The organism is Acidiphilium sp. PM (assembly GCF_000219295.1).
GTDB classification, from domain to species: Bacteria; Pseudomonadota; Alphaproteobacteria; order Acetobacterales; family Acetobacteraceae; genus Acidiphilium; species Acidiphilium multivorum.
In genome coordinates this window covers 1-15,492 of record NZ_AFPR01000165.1, presented here as the reverse complement: position 1 = coordinate 15,492, position 15,492 = coordinate 1, and the positions used below count along the sequence as shown (strand labels likewise).

At 70.4% G+C, this 15,492-nt stretch carries 15 protein-coding genes and 1 riboswitch; of the genes, 12 read left to right on the top strand and 3 right to left on the bottom strand.

Going from position 1 to position 15,492, the window contains the following annotated elements; genetic code table 11:
- From APM_RS08130 to cobD, 4 genes are all read left to right on the top strand, one after another.
- The coding region (locus tag APM_RS08130; RefSeq protein ID WP_007422884.1) for a histidine phosphatase family protein at window positions 1-448 on the top strand (448 nt) is incomplete at its 5' end.
- Between the two features lie 136 nt (window positions 449-584).
- Window positions 585-1,199: a hypothetical protein gene (locus APM_RS08125; RefSeq protein ID WP_007422883.1), complete on the top strand. Its 615-nt coding sequence runs from the start codon at window positions 585-587 to the stop codon at window positions 1,197-1,199.
- A 2-nt stretch (window positions 1,200-1,201) separates the two neighbouring features.
- Window positions 1,202-2,137: an adenosylcobinamide-phosphate synthase CbiB gene (gene cbiB / locus APM_RS08120; RefSeq protein ID WP_007422882.1), complete on the top strand. Its 936-nt coding sequence runs from the start codon at window positions 1,202-1,204 to the stop codon at window positions 2,135-2,137.
- 7 nt (window positions 2,138-2,144) lie between these two features.
- Window positions 2,145-3,734 carry a threonine-phosphate decarboxylase CobD gene (gene cobD, locus APM_RS08115; RefSeq protein ID WP_007422881.1) on the top strand — a complete coding sequence of 530 codons (1,590 nt, stop codon included), beginning with the start codon at window positions 2,145-2,147 and terminating at the stop codon, window positions 3,732-3,734.
- 13 nt (window positions 3,735-3,747) lie between these two features.
- Here cobD and APM_RS08110 read toward each other — a convergent pair whose 3' ends face one another.
- On the bottom strand, window positions 3,748-5,193 hold the full coding sequence (locus APM_RS08110) for a cobyric acid synthase (RefSeq protein ID WP_013634905.1): 1,446 nt from the start codon (window positions 5,191-5,193) through the stop codon (window positions 3,748-3,750).
- 75 nt (window positions 5,194-5,268) lie between these two features.
- Entirely contained in the window at window positions 5,269-5,886 is a 618-nt protein-coding gene (cobO, locus tag APM_RS08105; protein WP_007422879.1) for a cob(I)yrinic acid a,c-diamide adenosyltransferase, read from the bottom strand.
- Between the two features lie 39 nt (window positions 5,887-5,925).
- Window positions 5,926-6,131: riboswitch (cobalamin riboswitch) on the top strand.
- 94 nt (window positions 6,132-6,225) lie between these two features.
- On the opposite strand from cobO, the gene APM_RS08100 reads away from it, so the two are divergent.
- The 7 genes from APM_RS08100 to cobJ are packed head-to-tail and all read left to right on the top strand — an operon-like array spanning window position 6,226 to window position 14,191.
- Window positions 6,226-6,588 carry a DUF1636 domain-containing protein gene (locus tag APM_RS08100; protein WP_007422877.1) on the top strand — a complete coding sequence of 121 codons (363 nt, stop codon included), beginning with the start codon at window positions 6,226-6,228 and terminating at the stop codon, window positions 6,586-6,588.
- A complete protein-coding gene (gene cobW / locus APM_RS08095) occupies window positions 6,585-7,619 on the top strand; it encodes a cobalamin biosynthesis protein CobW (RefSeq protein ID WP_007422878.1) in 1,035 nt (344 codons plus the stop codon). The genes APM_RS08100 and cobW overlap by 4 nt, the downstream gene beginning before the upstream one ends.
- Before the next feature lie 15 nt (window positions 7,620-7,634).
- The gene (gene cobN, locus APM_RS08090; protein ID WP_007422876.1) at window positions 7,635-10,889 is read left to right on the top strand and encodes a cobaltochelatase subunit CobN; all 3,255 of its coding nucleotides are present in this window, start codon (window positions 7,635-7,637) and stop codon (window positions 10,887-10,889) included.
- Window positions 10,886-12,034: a precorrin-3B synthase gene (locus tag APM_RS08085; protein ID WP_007422875.1), complete on the top strand. Its 1,149-nt coding sequence runs from the start codon at window positions 10,886-10,888 to the stop codon at window positions 12,032-12,034. The genes cobN and APM_RS08085 overlap by 4 nt, the downstream gene beginning before the upstream one ends.
- A complete protein-coding gene (locus APM_RS08080; protein WP_007422874.1) occupies window positions 12,034-12,663 on the top strand; it encodes a precorrin-8X methylmutase in 630 nt (209 codons plus the stop codon). The genes APM_RS08085 and APM_RS08080 overlap by 1 nt, the downstream gene beginning before the upstream one ends.
- Window positions 12,660-13,397, top strand: coding sequence for a precorrin-2 C(20)-methyltransferase (locus APM_RS08075; RefSeq protein ID WP_007422873.1), 738 nt, complete (start codon window positions 12,660-12,662; stop codon window positions 13,395-13,397). The genes APM_RS08080 and APM_RS08075 overlap by 4 nt, the downstream gene beginning before the upstream one ends.
- The gene (gene cobJ, locus APM_RS08070; RefSeq protein WP_007422872.1) at window positions 13,394-14,191 is read left to right on the top strand and encodes a precorrin-3B C(17)-methyltransferase; all 798 of its coding nucleotides are present in this window, start codon (window positions 13,394-13,396) and stop codon (window positions 14,189-14,191) included. The genes APM_RS08075 and cobJ overlap by 4 nt, the downstream gene beginning before the upstream one ends.
- On the opposite strand, the gene APM_RS08065 is transcribed toward cobJ, so the two are convergent.
- The gene (locus APM_RS08065; RefSeq protein ID WP_007422871.1) at window positions 14,167-14,913 is read right to left on the bottom strand and encodes a cobalt-precorrin-6A reductase; all 747 of its coding nucleotides are present in this window, start codon (window positions 14,911-14,913) and stop codon (window positions 14,167-14,169) included. The two genes, cobJ and APM_RS08065, sit on opposite strands and share 25 nt — an antisense overlap.
- Window positions 14,914-14,980: 67 nt before the next feature.
- On the opposite strand from APM_RS08065, the gene cbiE reads away from it, so the two are divergent.
- The coding region (gene cbiE, locus APM_RS08060) for a precorrin-6y C5,15-methyltransferase (decarboxylating) subunit CbiE (RefSeq protein ID WP_007422870.1) at window positions 14,981-15,492 on the top strand (512 nt) is incomplete at its 3' end.

Genomic DNA, 15,492 nt, shown 5'->3' with positions numbered 1-15,492 from the left:
TGCGCTCGGCGCGGCGGAGGCGCGGCTGGTGACGAGCCCCGCCCGGCGCTGCCGGGAGACCGTGGCAGCGCTCCTTCCAGGTCGGGAGGCGGCGCTGGACCCCCGGCTCTGGGAGCAGGATTTCGGCGCCTGGGAGGGGCTGTTGCCCGAGGAACTCCCCGATCTGGGCCCGCTCGGGCGGGTGGAGATCGCTGCGCACCGCGCGCCGGGGGGCGAGAGTTTCCTTGACCTCTGGGCCCGGGTGACACCCGCGCTGGAGGGGCTGACGCAGGGCGGCATGGTCGTTGTCGTTGCCCATGCCGGGACGATCCGCGCAGCGCTCGGGCTCGCACTGGGGGAAGCCCCGGCGGGACTCGGCTTCGAGATCGCGCCGCTGTCGGCCACGCATCTGCGGGCACAGCTGGGCGGTGTCTGGTCGATCGGCTTCACCAACCGGGCGCTGGCATGAACGGCATTGAGATCGCCGTCCTCGGCCATTTCGGAGAGTTCCTGCAGGGACGCATTGGCCCCGGCAGGCCAGTGGCGCTGGTCACCGTGCCCTGCGCCTTCCCGGGCCCTTCGCACTGCACCAGCCGGGCGCGCGGGTGCTGAGCAAGGCAGGCGCGGCCGGACTGCTGAGAAGCCTCGGGGTCCGGCCCGAGGGGCGGTTCAGCCTGCGGCTCGACATGCCGGCGCGGGTGGCCCTGGCACGGGCGGCAGGGGTCGCGGACCCGAAGACCATCGTGCTGGCCTGCCTCGGCTCCGAGGGGGCGGTCGATCCATTGATGTTGGATGATCCCGAGGGGCTTCTCTGGGCCTCGCGCGCAGGCCGCGTGCTTGCCCGACCGCCAGCGCCGTCGCGAATGGAGATCGTCGGCCGCTTCTTCGGGCCGATGCGGCGGACCGATCCTCGGGACGCGGCTTTCCCGGACATCGCCGACCACTCCGACGCCTGGCCCGCCGCTTGCGGCGACCTCGCCGGAGTGGCCGCGCTTGCCTCCGAGTCGGCTCGGCGCACGATCCGCCTGCGCGGCCCGGCGGACGATCCGACCGAAACACTGGCCGCCGCGAAAGGCGCGCTCGGGTTCGTCATCGCCCATACCGGGGCGGCGGGCGGGCTGATCTTCGCGCCGGGAACGGTGCCCGAAACGACGCCCGCCGCCCTTCGCGCCTCAGGCTTCCGCCATATCCTGCGCTTCCGGATTCGGGGCGGAAGATGAGCATGGCGGCGGCAATGGCGGTGGCGCTTGGAGTAGATTGGGGGCTCGGCTGGCCCGATCCGCTCTATCGTCGTATCGGCCATCCCGTGACCTGGATCGGTGATTTGATTGGGCGCTTGGATCGGGACTGGAACACGGCAGGCGCGCGGCCGGGGCGGGACCGGCTGTTGGGGGTCGCGGCGGCGCTTCTGGTCATTGCGGTGACCGTCGCCTTCGCCGCTATAATCGCGGCGCTGCAGCCCGGCGGCTGGGCAGGGCTGGTGCTGACGGGCGTTCTCGCATGGCCACTGGTCGCGGCACGCTCGCTCGACGATCACGTGGCGCGCGTGGCCGAGCCGCTCGGCCGGGGCGACCTGCCCGGCGCGCGGCGCGCGGTCGCGATGATCGTGGGGCGGGACACGGAGCGGCTCGACTCGGCAGGCGTCGCCCGAGCGGCGATCGAGAGCTTGGCCGAAAACGCCTCCGACGGGATCGTGGCGCCGCTCTTCTGGGGAGCGATCTTTGGCCTGCCCGGGATCGCTGGGTACAAGGCGATTAATACGCTAGATTCGATGATCGGGCACCGCACACCCCGGCACGAGGCCTTCGGCTGGGCCGCGGCGCGGATCGATGATGTGACGAACCTGATCCCGGCACGGCTTTGCGGGCTGATCTTCGCCGCGGTCTCGGCCCTCCCCCGCGCATCGTGCGCGACGATGTGGCGGGACGCGGGCCACCACCGCTCGCCCAACGCGGGCTGGCCGGAGGCGGCGATGGCGGGGGGACTCGGCATTCGCCTCTCAGGCCCCCGGGTCTACGGGGACCGGCTTTCGGACGAGCCTTGGGTGAACGCTGGCGGCGGCGATCCGAATTCGGCTAGCATTTCGGCGGCTCTTGCGCTTTACCGCCGAGCGCTGGCGGCTCTGGCTGCGCTCCTGCTGCTTGCGGCGGCTCTGTGAGGGGATGATGCGCGACCACGGCGGCAATCTGGACGAGGCAATGGCGGGGTTCGGCGGCACGGCCGCGGACTGGATCGACCTGTCGACCGGCATCAACCGCCAGCCTTGGCCGGTGCCACCACTGCCGCCAGAGGCCTGGACGGCGCTTCCCACCAAGCGCGCACTTGCCGCGCTGATCGAGGCGGCGCGCGGGGTCTGGGGCACCGAGGCGCCTATGGTGGCGCTGGCCGGCGCGCAGGCGGCGATACAGTTGATTCCGCATCTAGCCCCCCCGGGCCGCGCAAGGGTGCTGGCGCCGACCTATAACGAACATGCCGCTGCGCTGCGCGCTGCCGGATGGGCGGTGAAAGAGGTCTCGCGGCTGGAGGAGCTGGCGGGTGCGGACCTCGCCGTGCTGGTCAACCCCAACAACCCCGACGGCCGGCGGATCGAGCCCGAGGCGCTTCTCGCGCTACTGCCGCAGGTTGGGCGGTTGGTGGTGGACGAAAGCTTCGGCGACCCCGATCCGGCGCTTTCCCTCGCCGCGGGCTGTGGCCGGCCCGGGCTGATAGTGCTGCGGTCGTTCGGCAAGTTCTGGGGGCTGGCGGGCGTGCGCCTCGGCTTCGCCATCGGCCCGGCCGCCGATATCGCGGCCTTAGCCGAGCGCGCCGGTCCCTGGGCCGTCTCAGGCCCGGCACTGGAGATCGGCCGGCGCGCGCTTCTTGACACCGCCTGGGCGGAGGCCACGCGCCAGCGCCTCGCCGAGAACGCCCTGCGGCTCGACGCGCTGGTCGCACGCGCGGGGTGGGAGTTGATCGGCGGCACCGGGCTTTTCCGCCTTTACCGCACGCCCGAAGGGACGGCGGCGCAGGCGCGGCTCGCCCGCCATCGGATCTGGTCGCGGATTTTTCCGGCCCGGCCGGACTGGTTGCGCCTCGGCCTGCCGGGGAGCGAGGAAGAATGGAAGCGCATGGAAGCGGCGCTCAAGGGCCCGAAGACATTCGGCACCGAAGAGGCGGCGGTGCTTTCGCGTCTCCTCCACTGGCGCCGCGACGTTCGCCACTTCCGCCGCGATCCGGTGCCTGATGAGGTGCTGCGGCGGCTGCGCGTGGCGGTCGACAGCGCGCCCTCGGTCGGCAACGCCCGGCCCTGGCGGATCTTCCGGGTGGAGGATGCTGGGCTGCGCTCGGCCGTGCGTGTGGAATTTGCCCGCTGCAACGGAGCGGCAGCTTCGCTCTATTCGGGCGATCAGGCGCGGACCTACGCCAAGCTCAAGCTCGCGGGCCTTGAGGCCGCGCCGGTACAATTCGCCGTCTTCACCGTGACCGATCCGGACGCAGGGCACGGCCTCGGCCGCCAGACCATGCCGGAAACGCTGCGGCAGTCAACCGCGATGGCGATACATACGCTTTGGCTCGCTGCGCGGGCCGAGAACCTCGGGCTCGGCATGGTCTCGATCGTCGAGCCGAAGCGGATGGAGGAGCTGTTCGAGGTACCAGAGGGCTGGGAGTTCGCCGCCTACCTCTGCCTCGGCTGGCCCGCTTTCAGCGACGACACACCGCTTTTGCACCGCAATGGCTGGCAACAGAACTGCGCGACTGACTGGGAGATCCGCTGAGCCGCGCCAGCCGTCACCGCGCGAGCGCGAAGAGGCCGTCGAGATCGAGATGCGCCTCGAGATGCGCGGCGAGCTGGTCGAGCGTCTTCTCCACACCCGCCCGGTAGTCGAGGCCGGAACCCTGCGCACCGAGCCGGTCGAGGAAATCGCGGCGGAAGCCGTCGACCGAGAACATGCCGTGAAGGTAACTCCCCATCACCCGCCCGTCGCCGGACACGGCACCCTCTGGCTGGCCTGCGACCTCGGCGAAGGGCCGGGCACAGTCGGGTCCCCGAGTGCGCCCAATGTGGATCTCGTAGCCATCGAACTCCGCCCCGGTGGCGGTGTGGCGGGCAGAGATGCGGGTCAGCGTCTTGTCCCCGCCCATGATGGTCTCGACGTCCAAAAGACCTAGGCCTGGGCTCTCGCCCGCTGGCCCCTCGATGCCTTCCGGGTCGGCGATCCGCGTCCCGAGCATTTGGAAGCCGCCGCAGATGCCAAGCACCGCGCCACCCCGACGGCGATGCGCGGCGAGGTCGATGTCCCAGCCTTGCGCGCGCAGAAAAGTGAGGTCGCCGCGTGTCGATTTGCTGCCTGGCAGGATCACGAGGTCGGTGTCGCCCGGCAGGGCCTCGCCCGCGCGCAGCATGGTGACGCTGACGGCTGGCTCGGCAGAGAGCGGGTCGAGATCGTCGAAATTGGCGATGCGCGAAAGCGCGAGGCAGACCACCCGGAACGGTCCGCCTTTGGCGACGCGCCCGAGGTCGAGCGCGTCCTCCGCCGGCAGGCGCGAGGCGCCGGGGAACCACGGCAGCACGCCGTAGCCGCGCCAGCCGGTCCTGCCCTCGATCAGGCGGTACCCAGCCTCGAAGAGCTGGGGATCGCCGCGGAACTTGTTGATCAGAAAGCCCACGACAAGCGCCGCATCCTCCGCGTCGAGCACGGTCTGGGTGCCGACGACCTGGGCGATCACCCCGCCGCGGTCGATGTCTCCAGCCAGCACCACCGGCACGTCGGCGGCGCGCGCGAAGCCCATGTTGGCAATGTCGCCCGCGCGCAGGTTCACCTCTGCCGGGCTGCCCGCGCCTTCGACGAGTACGAGATCGTGGGCCGCCTTGAGGCGGTTGAAGGATTCGAGCACCGGCGCCATCAGCTCGGGCTTGCGCCGGGAATAGTCCCGCGCCCGCATGGTGCCGATGCGGCGGCCCTGAACGATCACCTGAGCGCCGAGGTCGGTTTCGGGTTTGAGCAGGACCGGGTTCATATCGGTCACCGGCTCCAACCCCGAGGCAAGCGCCTGAAGCGCCTGGGCGCGGCCGATCTCCCCCCCGTCGGCGGTCACGGCTGCGTTGTTCGACATATTCTGCGGCTTGAACGGCGCCACCGTCAGCCTGCGCCGCCGCGCCGCGCGGCACAGCCCCGCGACCAGCATCGACTTGCCCACATTCGAGCCGCAACCCTGGATCATCAGCGCCGGCATCGCGCGCTCCCCACCCCGTTTATCAAGTTCATCTTGCTCGTGGCCCAAATTTCCCGGCGCAGTGCCCTCTGACGTTCAGTACTCCACCCCCGCCTGTGCCTTGATTCCGGCGCGGAACGGGTGCTTGACCAGCGTCATCTCGGTCACAAGGTCGGCAGCCTCGATCAGCCCCTCGGCGGCGTTACGGCCGGTGAGGACGACATGGGTCATCTCGGGCTTCTCCTCGCGCAGGAAAGCGATCACGGCCTCGATGTCGAGGTATTCGTAGCGCAGCGCGATGTTGATCTCGTCAAGAAGGACCATACGGATCGAGGGGTCACGGATCAACTCCTTGGCCTTTTCCCAGCCGGCCTCGGCGGCAGCGATGTCGCGGGCGCGGTTCTGGGTTTCCCAAGTGAAGCCCTCGCCCATGGCGTGGAACTGGCAGAGATCCCCGAAATGCTCGGTCAGGAGCCGTCGCTCACCCGTGTCCCAGGCCCCCTTTATAAACTGGACGACCGCGCAGGGCATGCCATGGGCGATGCAGCGCAGGATCATCCCGAACCCGGAGGAGGACTTGCCCTTGCCGGGGCCGGTGTGGACGATGATCAGGCCCTTCTCGCCGATCTTCTCCGCCATCATCCGGTCGCGCGCGGCCTTGATCTTGGCCTTCTTGGCGGCGTGCTCTTCCTCGCTGACGGGTTTGCGGCCCATTGCGTCGCTCCTTGTTCTTGACAACAGGCTGCATCCTGCCACACCTGACGCCATGCTGGTGCCCGGCTTGCGTCGGGCCTAAGAGGGAATGCGACAGGGGGAACCCCGAGCGCAGCCGCCCCCGCGACCGTGACCGGAGAGGTCGCCCGATGCCACTGGTCCGCGGACCGGGAAGGCGGGCGTCCGCAGGGCCGAGAGGCTTATATCCGTTAGCCGGGAGACCTGCCAGCAGCAAAACTGACCGGGCGGCCGGGGTGCGCTGCGACCGACGGTGGTGTGGCATTCTGGCCCGTCCTCGTCTCGCATGCCCCCAGGGCCGCCGCCAACCGAGAGGACCCGATGGGCACGACGCTCCATGTCTGCATCACCTGCCGCGCCGGGCAAGAGCCGGTGGAGGGGATGCCCTGCCTCGGCGCGCGCCTGCTAGCCGCGCTTCAGGCCGGGGACTGCCCCGAGGGCGTCACGATCCGCCCGGTCGAGTGCCTGTCTGCCTGCAATACCGGCGCCGCCGTCGCGCTCTCCGCCCCAGGGCGGTGGAGTTATATCTACGGCCGGCTGGCCCCCGAGGATGCGCCCGACATCCTCGGGGGCGCCGCAGCCTATGCCCGCGCGCCGAACGGCCTCGTACCCTGGCGCGAGCGGCCCGTGATCTTCCGCAAGCAATCCATCGCAAGAATCCCCCCGCAGGAACCCGCGCCATGAACGACCTCGCCAAGATACCCGTCACCGTCGTCACCGGCTTTCTCGGCGCCGGCAAGACCACGCTGATTCGCCACCTTATGGCCAATCCGGGTGGCCGTCGCCTCGCCGTGCTGGTCAACGAATTCGGCAGCCAGGGGGTGGACGGCGAGATTCTGAAAAGCTGCGCCGATGAGAACTGCCCAGTGGAGAACATCGTGGAACTCGCAAATGGCTGCATCTGCTGCACCGTCGCCGACGAGTTCCTGTCGACGATGGAGGCGATCCTCGCCCTACCGAAGCGGCCCGACCATATACTGATTGAGACTTCCGGTCTCGCCCTGCCGAAGCCCCTTTTGAAGGCCTTCGACTGGCCCGCCATCCGCTCGCGCATCACCGTGGACGGCGTTATCGCGCTGGCCGACGCCGAGGCCGTGGCCGCCGGCCGCTTCGCGCCGGACCCGAATGCGGTGCTGGCCCAGCGCGAGGCCGACGACAGCCTCGATCACGACACGCCGCTGGGCGAGGTCTTCGAGGACCAGATCGCCTGCGCCGACCTGATCCTGCTGACCAAGGCCGATCTCGCCGGCGAAGCCGGCATCGCCGTCGCCCGCGCCGCGATCGAAGCCGAGGCGCCGCGCCGCATCCCGATGGTCACGGTGCGCGATGGCAAGGTCGACCCGGCCGTCATCCTCGGTCTCAATGCGGCTGCGGAGGACGACCTCGCCGCCCGCCCCTCGCATCACGATGGGGCGGACGATCACGAGCATAACGACTTCGATACGATCGTCGTCGATCTGCCGGAACAGGCAAGCCAGGAGGCGCTGGAGGTCGCGATCGAAAAGCTGGCAGCCGAGCAGAATATCCTGCGCGTGAAAGGCTATGTCGCGCTGGCCGACAAGCCCATGCGGCTTCTGGTTCAAGCGGTAGGTGCGCGGGTGCGCAGCCAGTTCGACCGGCCCTGGGGCAGCCTGCCCCGTGGCTCCCAACTGGTGGTGATCGCGGAGCGCGGCGATGTCGATGCCGCGCGCATCCGAACCGCGCTCGGCGCTTGAGGGCGTGCGCGCGCCGTGCATGTCATCTTCCGCGAGAGTCATGGACTAGATGAGACCGAGACCCCGCAAGATCTCGGCCAGGATCCGGCCGATCTTGTGGTGCTCTCGTTTTCCGACAGTGACCTTGGCGCCTTCGCGGCGGGCTGGCACCGCGCGCGGGAGGCGGGTAGCACCCTTCCCACGCTACGACTCGCCAACCTAGTGGCGCTGCGCCATCCGTTGTCGGTTGACACCTATGCCGAGCGTACCCTGGCCGGCGCCAAGGCGATGCTGGTCCGGCTCATCGGCGGCGAGGCCTACTGGAGTTATGGCCTCTCGACCCTGCGCGACCTTTCCCAACGGCAGGGGTTGGCGCTCGCCGTGCTGCCCGCCGACGGGCGCGAGGATCCGGCACTCGATGCCTATTCGACGCTGCCCGTCTCCACCCTGCGCCGGCTTTCGGCCCTGTGCGATGCCGGAGGGGCGGTTGCCGCGCAGGCGGCACTGGCGCAGCTCTCGCTTGCCGCCGGACTCTATGCCGGGCCGGTCGCAGGCGCGAAGACGATGCCGGAGGTCGGGCTATACCTGCCCGGGCGGGGTGTCGTGGCCGCACTGCCGGAGGATCCGCGGCCAGCGGCGGCGGTCACGTTCTACCGCGCCTATCTGACGGCGGCGGATCTCGGTGCGATCGATGCGCTGATCGGGGCTCTGGAGGCGGAAGGCTTTGCCGCTTACGGCCTTTTCGCGCCCTCGCTGAAGGCCCCGAGCGCCGCGCCGCTCGTTTCCGAGCTGCTGGCCGCGCATCCGCCCGCTGTCATCGTCAATGCGACGGCCTTCTCGGCGCAGGGGGCGGAGGGGCGCTCGCCGCTCGACGGGCCGGGGGCGCCGGTATTCCAGGTCGCACTCTCGACCGCGCAGCGGCGTGACTGGGCAGGTTCGGATCGCGGGCTGTCGCCGGCCGACCTCGCCATGCATGTGGTGTTGCCGGAGGTGGACGGACGGCTCTTCGCAGGGGCCGTCAGCTTCAAGGCGGCGACACCGCGCGATGACGCGCTGCAATATTCGCGCTTCGTACATCGGGCCGAGCCCGAGCAGGTGGCCCGCGCCGCCGCCCGGGTAGGGGGCTGGCAGCGGCTGGCCGCCACCCCGGCAGCGGAGCGGGAGCTGGCGTTGATCCTCTCCACCTACCCCGGCCGGGCGCATCAGATGGCCCATGCCGTCGGGCTCGATGCCTTGGCCTCGGCCGAGGCGATCCTCTCCGATCTCGCTGCGGCGGGCTACGTGACTGGCCCCGAGGCCGGGCTGGCAGCGCGGCTGGGGGCCGAGACGCTGGCCTGGCCGCTCGCCGATTACCGCGTCGCGCTTACCACCCTGCCCGAGGCGTTGCGCGAGCAACTCAACGAGGCCTGGGGCGCTCCGGAAGAGGATCCGGCGGTGCGCGACGGCGTCTTCCACTTCGCAGCCTTCGCGCTTGGCCGCATGCTCGTCGCACTGCAACCCGAGCGTGGGCACCGCGCCGGGCGGGAGGCGAGCTACCACGACCTCGCCTCCACACCGCGGCACGCCTATGTCGCTTTCTATCTGTGGCTGCGCGCCCGGCGGCTGGCGGCGCTCGTGCATATCGGCGCTCACGGGACGCTGGAATGGCTGCCGGGCAAGTCGGTCGCGCTCTCGGCCGATTGCTGGCCAGAGGCGCTTACCGGCGCGATGCCTGTAATTTACCCGTTCATCGTCAATGACCCCGGCGAGGCGGCGCAGGCCAAGCGGCGGCTCGGCGCGGTGACCTTGGGCCACCTTCCGCCGCCACTCGTCGGATCCACACTGCCTGAGGGGCTCGCACGGCTGGAGAGCCTGCTCGACGAATATTCCACCGCCGAAGGGCTCGACCCGGCGAGGCGGAGCCGGCTGGTCGCCGCGATTCGAGAGGAAGCGCGCGCGCAGGGGGTTGAGGATGACCTAGCGCTACCGCCCGGCGCCAGTGCAGCGGAGGCGATCACCCGGATCGACCGTTTCGTCTGTGATCTGAAGGAAAGCCGGTTCGGCGAGGGGCTCCACGTCTTCGGGCGCGGCGCCTGCGGGATCGAGGAGCGCACCGGGCTTCTTGCCGCGCTCGACGGCCGCCGGGTAGCGTCAGGGCCCTCCGGCTCTCCTGCACGTGGGCGGTCGGATGTGCTGCCCACCGGGCGCAACCTCTTCGCCGTCGATCCGCGCGCAGTGCCGACGCGGGCCGCCCATGCGCAGGGCGTGAAGCTCGCCGAGGAGCTGATCCGCCGCCATTTGCAGGACCAGGGCGACTGGCCGCGGGGGCTGATCGTAGACCTCTGGGGGTCTGCCACGATGCGGACGGCGGGCGAGGATTTCGCCATGGCGCTGCATCTTGCCGGCCTTGCGCCGGTCTGGGACGAAGGCTCCACTCGCGTCTCGGGATTCGAGGTGATCCCGCCAGCGCTGCTCGGTCGCCCGCGGATCGACGTAACGCTCCGCGTCTCGGGCCTCTTCCGCGACATATTCCCCGGCCTCGCCCAGCTCTTCGAGGCGGGCGCCGCGGCGCTGGCGGATCGCGAGGAGGATCCGGCTGAAAACCCATATGCCGCACTCAGCCCTCGCGTCTTCGGGCCGAAGCCCGGGGCCTATGGCCTCGGCATCGCCGCAGATCCCATCGATTTTAGCGATGCCGCGCGTGCGGCGGCGGGTGAGGCATGGCTGGCAGCTTCCGCCTGGGCGATCGGCGCGGATGGGGCAAGCCGCGAGGCCCGTTCGGCGCTGGAGGCCCGCGTGGGTACCGCCGATGCCTTCGTCCACTCCCAGGATCTGCCGGAGACGGACCTGCTGCTGGCCGAGGATTTTGCTGCCCATGAAGCCGGAATCGCCGCCGCCGCCGCGCGGCTCGGCCGGCCGGCCCCGGCGCTCTACCACCTCGACGCGACCAACCCGGAGGCGCCGCGCGCGAGGGCGCTTTCGGAAGAGATCGCGCGCGTCATGCGGGCCCGCGCCGCCAACCCAGCCTGGGCCGAGGGGATGATGCGCCACGGCTTCCGCGGCGGGGCGGAGATCGCAGCGACGCTCGACCACCTCGCTGCCTTCGCCCATCTTGCCCGCGCCGTCCCGCCGCATCTCTTCGACCTCTATCACGAGGCGACGCTGGGGCGGATCGAGGTGGCTGAGTTCCTAGCCCGGGAAAACCCGGCGGCGCTGGCCCGGATGAACGAGACATTCGCCGCACTCCGTGATGCGGGACTCTGGATCACCCAGCGCAACTCCATCGCCGCGGCGCTGGAGGGTCGGGCATGAGCGAGCCCGAAATCCGCGGCTGGTGCCCTGGTGCGCTGACGCCGATGGCCTCGGCCGATGGGCTTGTGGTGCGGTTGCGCCCGCCGCTGGGCCGCCTCAGCTCGGCACAGGCGCGGGCGGTAGCAGCGGCGGCGGTACGATTCGGATCGGGGGAAGTGGAGCTGACCTCGCGCGCCAACCTACAGATCCGTGGCGTGGCCGAGGCGGACCACGCGGCACTGCTGGCGGAGCTGGCGGCCCACGGGCTGGTCGACCCCGACCCGGAAACCGAGCGCGCGCGCGCCATCGCCATCGCGCCTTTCTATCGAGAGGCGGCAGAGATTACGAGCCTGGCGAACATCCTGACCGAGGCGCTCCGCGCCGCGCCCCTGCCCTCGAAATTCGGCGCAACGCTCGATATCGGCTCTGCGCCGGTGCTGGCGGGGACCGCCGCCGATCTCCGGCTGGAACGGGCGGCGGACGGTCGGCTAGTGCTGCGCCCCGATGGCTCGGCCACGGGCTGGCCTGTGACGGCCGAGACGCTACCGGCTATTCTGACGAAGCTGATCGGCTGGTTCCTGGAGACTGGAGGTGTCCGGAACGGCCGCGGCCGGATGCGCAAGCATCTTATTGGCAAGCACGACCTGCCAGGGGGTTGCAACGTTGCCCCTGCCCTACCTGCTGCGCTGCCAAAACCAGGGCCGGTCGGCGACGGGCAACTCGCCATCGTAGCATTCGGGCTGATGCCTGCACAGACGCTCTCGGCCCTCGCGGACCTGAGCGCCGAGATTCGGCTGACGCCCTGGCGGGGCGTATTTATGCCCGGCCTGCGGGCGCTGCCTGCGCTTTCCGGGATTCTGGCCTATCCTGAGGATCCGTTGCTGCGCGTCCATGCCTGCACCGGGCGGCTCGGCTGTCCGCAGGCGCTCGCCGAGACCCGAGCGCTCGCCCGGGCTCTTGCGCCCAAGCTGGCGGCCGGGCAGAGCCTCCATGTCTCTGGCTGCGCCAAGGGCTGCGCCCATCCCGGGCCCTGCGGCCTGGTTCTGACCGCCACGCCCAAGGGCTTCGATCTTGCCCGCGACGCCTCCGCCGGTGCCCCGCCCCTTCGCCCCGCTCTCTCGCCCGCGGCACTTCTCGCCACCCCTTACCCATTCGGTGCCCCCTGATGCCCCACGCCTACGAGACCGACGGCGCCGCGATATACCGGCAGTCCTTCGCCACCATCCGCACCGAGGCCGACCTCGCCCGCTTCACGCCGGAGGAGGAACCGGTCGTTGTGCGCATGATCCATGCGCTCGGTTTCGTCGGGCTGGAGGCGAGCGTCGCCTTCACCCCGGGCCTGGCCGAGGCCGCCCGGACCGCCCTCATGGCCGGTGCGCCGATCCTCTGCGATGCGCGTATGGTCAGCGAGGGGATCACCCGGTCGCGGCTGCCGGCGGAGAACGAGATCCTCTGCACGCTCCACGACCCTAAGGTGCCGGCACTGGCGCAGCACCTTTCCACCACGCGCTCCGCCGCCGCGCTGGAGCTTTGGCGGCCACGGCTCGCGGGCGCGGTGGTGGCTATCGGCAATGCGCCGACGGCGCTTTTCCACCTGCTGAACATGCTGGAAGATCCCGGCTGCCCGCGCCCGGCCGCGATAATCGGTTGCCCGGTGGGATTTGTCGGTGCCGCCGAGTCGAAGGCCGCACTGATGGAGGCGCCGCCGGTGTCGTCGATGGCCGTCATGGGGCGGCTCGGCGGGTCCGCCGTCACCGTCGCCGCGATCAACGCGCTTGCCAGCCGGAAAGAATGAGCATGGGCCGCATTCTCTGCGCCGGGCTTGGCCCCGGCGACCCGGAACTGATGAGCGTTAAGGCCGACCGTGCGATCCGCGGTGCCCGTCACATAGCCTTCTTCCGCAAGGCCGGCCACGCCGGGCAGGCGCGCCGCATCGTCGAGGGGATGCTCGCCCCTGGCTCAATCGAACATGCGATGGAATACCCGGTCACGACTGAGATCGCCTTCGACAGCCTGGAATACACCGAGACGCTGGCACGGTTCTACGACCTCTGGGCCGACCACCTTGCCCAGCTGGCCGAGACCGAGGAGGTCGTGGTCCTCTGTGAGGGCGACCCATTCTTCTACGGCTCCTTCATGCATCTCTATACTCGCCTGAAGGGCCGGGTGCCGGTGGAGGTCATCCCCGGCATCACCGGCATGTCGGGCTGCTGGACGGCAACCGGCGTGCCGATCACCTGGGGCGACGATATCCTCTGCGTCTTGCCCGGAACCTTGCCCGAGGCACGGCTTGTGGCGCAGATGCGGGAGGCGGAGGCGCTTGTGGTGATGAAGACCGGCCGCAATCTGCCGAAGGTTCGCCGTGCGCTGGCAGAGGCCGGGCGGCTGGCGGATGCCTGGCTTGTGGAGCGCGGCACGATGGCCGACGAGCGCGTCGCCCGCCTCGCCGATCTTCCGGAGGGCGACTACCCCTATTTCGCTATCGTCCTCGTCCACGGCCAGGGCCGGCGACCGGAGATCGACGCATGAGTGGTTGGCTCGCCATCGCCGGGCTCGGTCCCGGGGGCGCCGCGCTGGTGACGCCAGAGGTAGAGGCCGCGCTGGCAGAGGCGACCCATGTGGTGGGCTACATCCCTTATATCGCTCGCGTCGCGCCGCGCGCGGGGCTGACGCTGCATCCGTCCGACAACCGGGTAGAGCTCGACCGGGCCCGCCATGCGCTGGAGATGGCAGCTGCGGGCGCGCGCGTCGTCGTGGTCTCCTCCGGCGATCCGGGGGTCTTCGCCATGGCCTCGGCCGTGTTCCAGGCGCTGGAAGGCGCGCCGGAGTGGCAGGAGCTTGACATCCGCGTGCTTCCCGGGATCACCGCGATGCTGGCCGCTGCTGCCCGTGCCGGGGCGCCGCTGGGGCATGATTTCTGCGCGATCAACCTGTCGGACAACCTCAAGCCGTGGGTGGTGATCGAGCGGCGTCTGCGGCTCGCAGCACAGGCGGATTTCGCCATGGCCTTCTACAACCCCCGTTCCAGAGGCAGGCCCGAAGGCTTCGCCCGCGCGCTTGAGATCCTGCGCGAGGAATGCGGGGCCCATCAGCTGATCACCTTCGCCCGGGCCGTGAGCACCCTCGAGGAGCGGATCAACACGGTAACCCTGGTAGAGGCAACGCCGGAGATGGCCGACATGCGGACGGTAGTCCTGATGGGCAATTCCGCCACGCGGCGGGTGGGGCGGTTCGTCTATACGCCGCGCATGTTCCCTGGCGAAGCGGGCACCGGTTCGCCGTCCGAAAGCGCGCGCGCTCAGGGTTCAGGGCAGGTGGAATGAAAGATCCAGGCCATCACCTCGGCGATGCTCACGGCGACTGGCCGGTCGGGAACTTCCGGGCGGTCGATCAGGATTACCGGAAGACCGAGCGCCCGGGCGGCGTCGAGTTTGGCGCGCGCGCCGCTGCCGCCGGCGTTCTTTGCGAGGATCAGTTCGATGCGATGAGACTCCAGCAGCGCCCGGTCGCCCGCCGCGGAGAAGGGGCCACGGGCGACGACGGCCTCGGCATCCGGCAGGGGCAAGGGCACCTCGGGCGGATCCACGAGGCGCAGGAGATAATGGTGTTGCGGGGCCGCGGCGAAGGCGGAAAGGCCCTGCCTGCCAATGGCGACGAAGATCCGCCTCGGGGCCCACGGCAACGCGGCGATGGCGGCAGCGGTGTCCGGCACATGGGTCCAGCGGTCTTCCGCGCCCGCGCGCCAGGGCGGGCGTTCGAAGGCCAGAAGCGCCACGCCGGTCTCGGCCGCGGCAGCGACGGCATGGGCGCTCATCTGTGCCGCGAAGGGATGGGTGGCATCGATCATGTGGGTGATGCGCTCCGCCGTCAGCCAGTTCACCAGCCCCGCAACGCCGCCGAAGCCGCCGATGCGCTGTGGCAGCGGCTGGGCTACCGGTGCCCCGGTGCGGCCGGCATAGGAGAAGACCGCATCCACCCCGGCCTCCGCCAGGGCGCGGGCGAGCGCGCTCGCCTCGCTGGTGCCACCGAGCAGCAGGACCCGCATCGCCTGTCTCCTTCCGTCTTCCCCCTCTCCTGTCGTGAACGCGCGCGCATCGCAAGCGGGGGCGTGCATGGCTGAACCCTGGCTTTCGATCATCGGCATCGGTGAGGACGGGCGCGAGGGGCTGGTTCCCGCCGCGCTGGCAGCTCTGGAGGCGGCCGAAGTGGTCTTTGGTGGGCCGCGTCACCTCGCACTTGCCGGGGTGGCAGAGGGCGTAGGCGAGCGCGGTCAGGCATGGCCGGTGCCCTTCTCCGTGGCTCCCGTTCTGGCGCATGCCGGGCGGCGGGTGGCGGTGCTCGCCTCTGGCGATCCGTTCTGGCATGGGGCCGGAGGGAGCCTTTCGCGCCACCTCTCCCCCGGAGACTGGCGGGCCTTTCCGGCGCCTTCGACACTCGCGCTCGTGACCGCCAGGCTCGGCTGGCGGCAGGAGGAGGTCACGACTCTCGCCCTCCACGCTGCCCTATTCGCGGAGGCGCGGCGGCATCTCGCCCCCGGGGCACGGCTTCTGTGCCTGCTGCGCGACGGGGCGGCGGCACCGGCTTTTGCCCAATGGCTCGCCTCGCAGGGTTTCGGGGCCTCGCG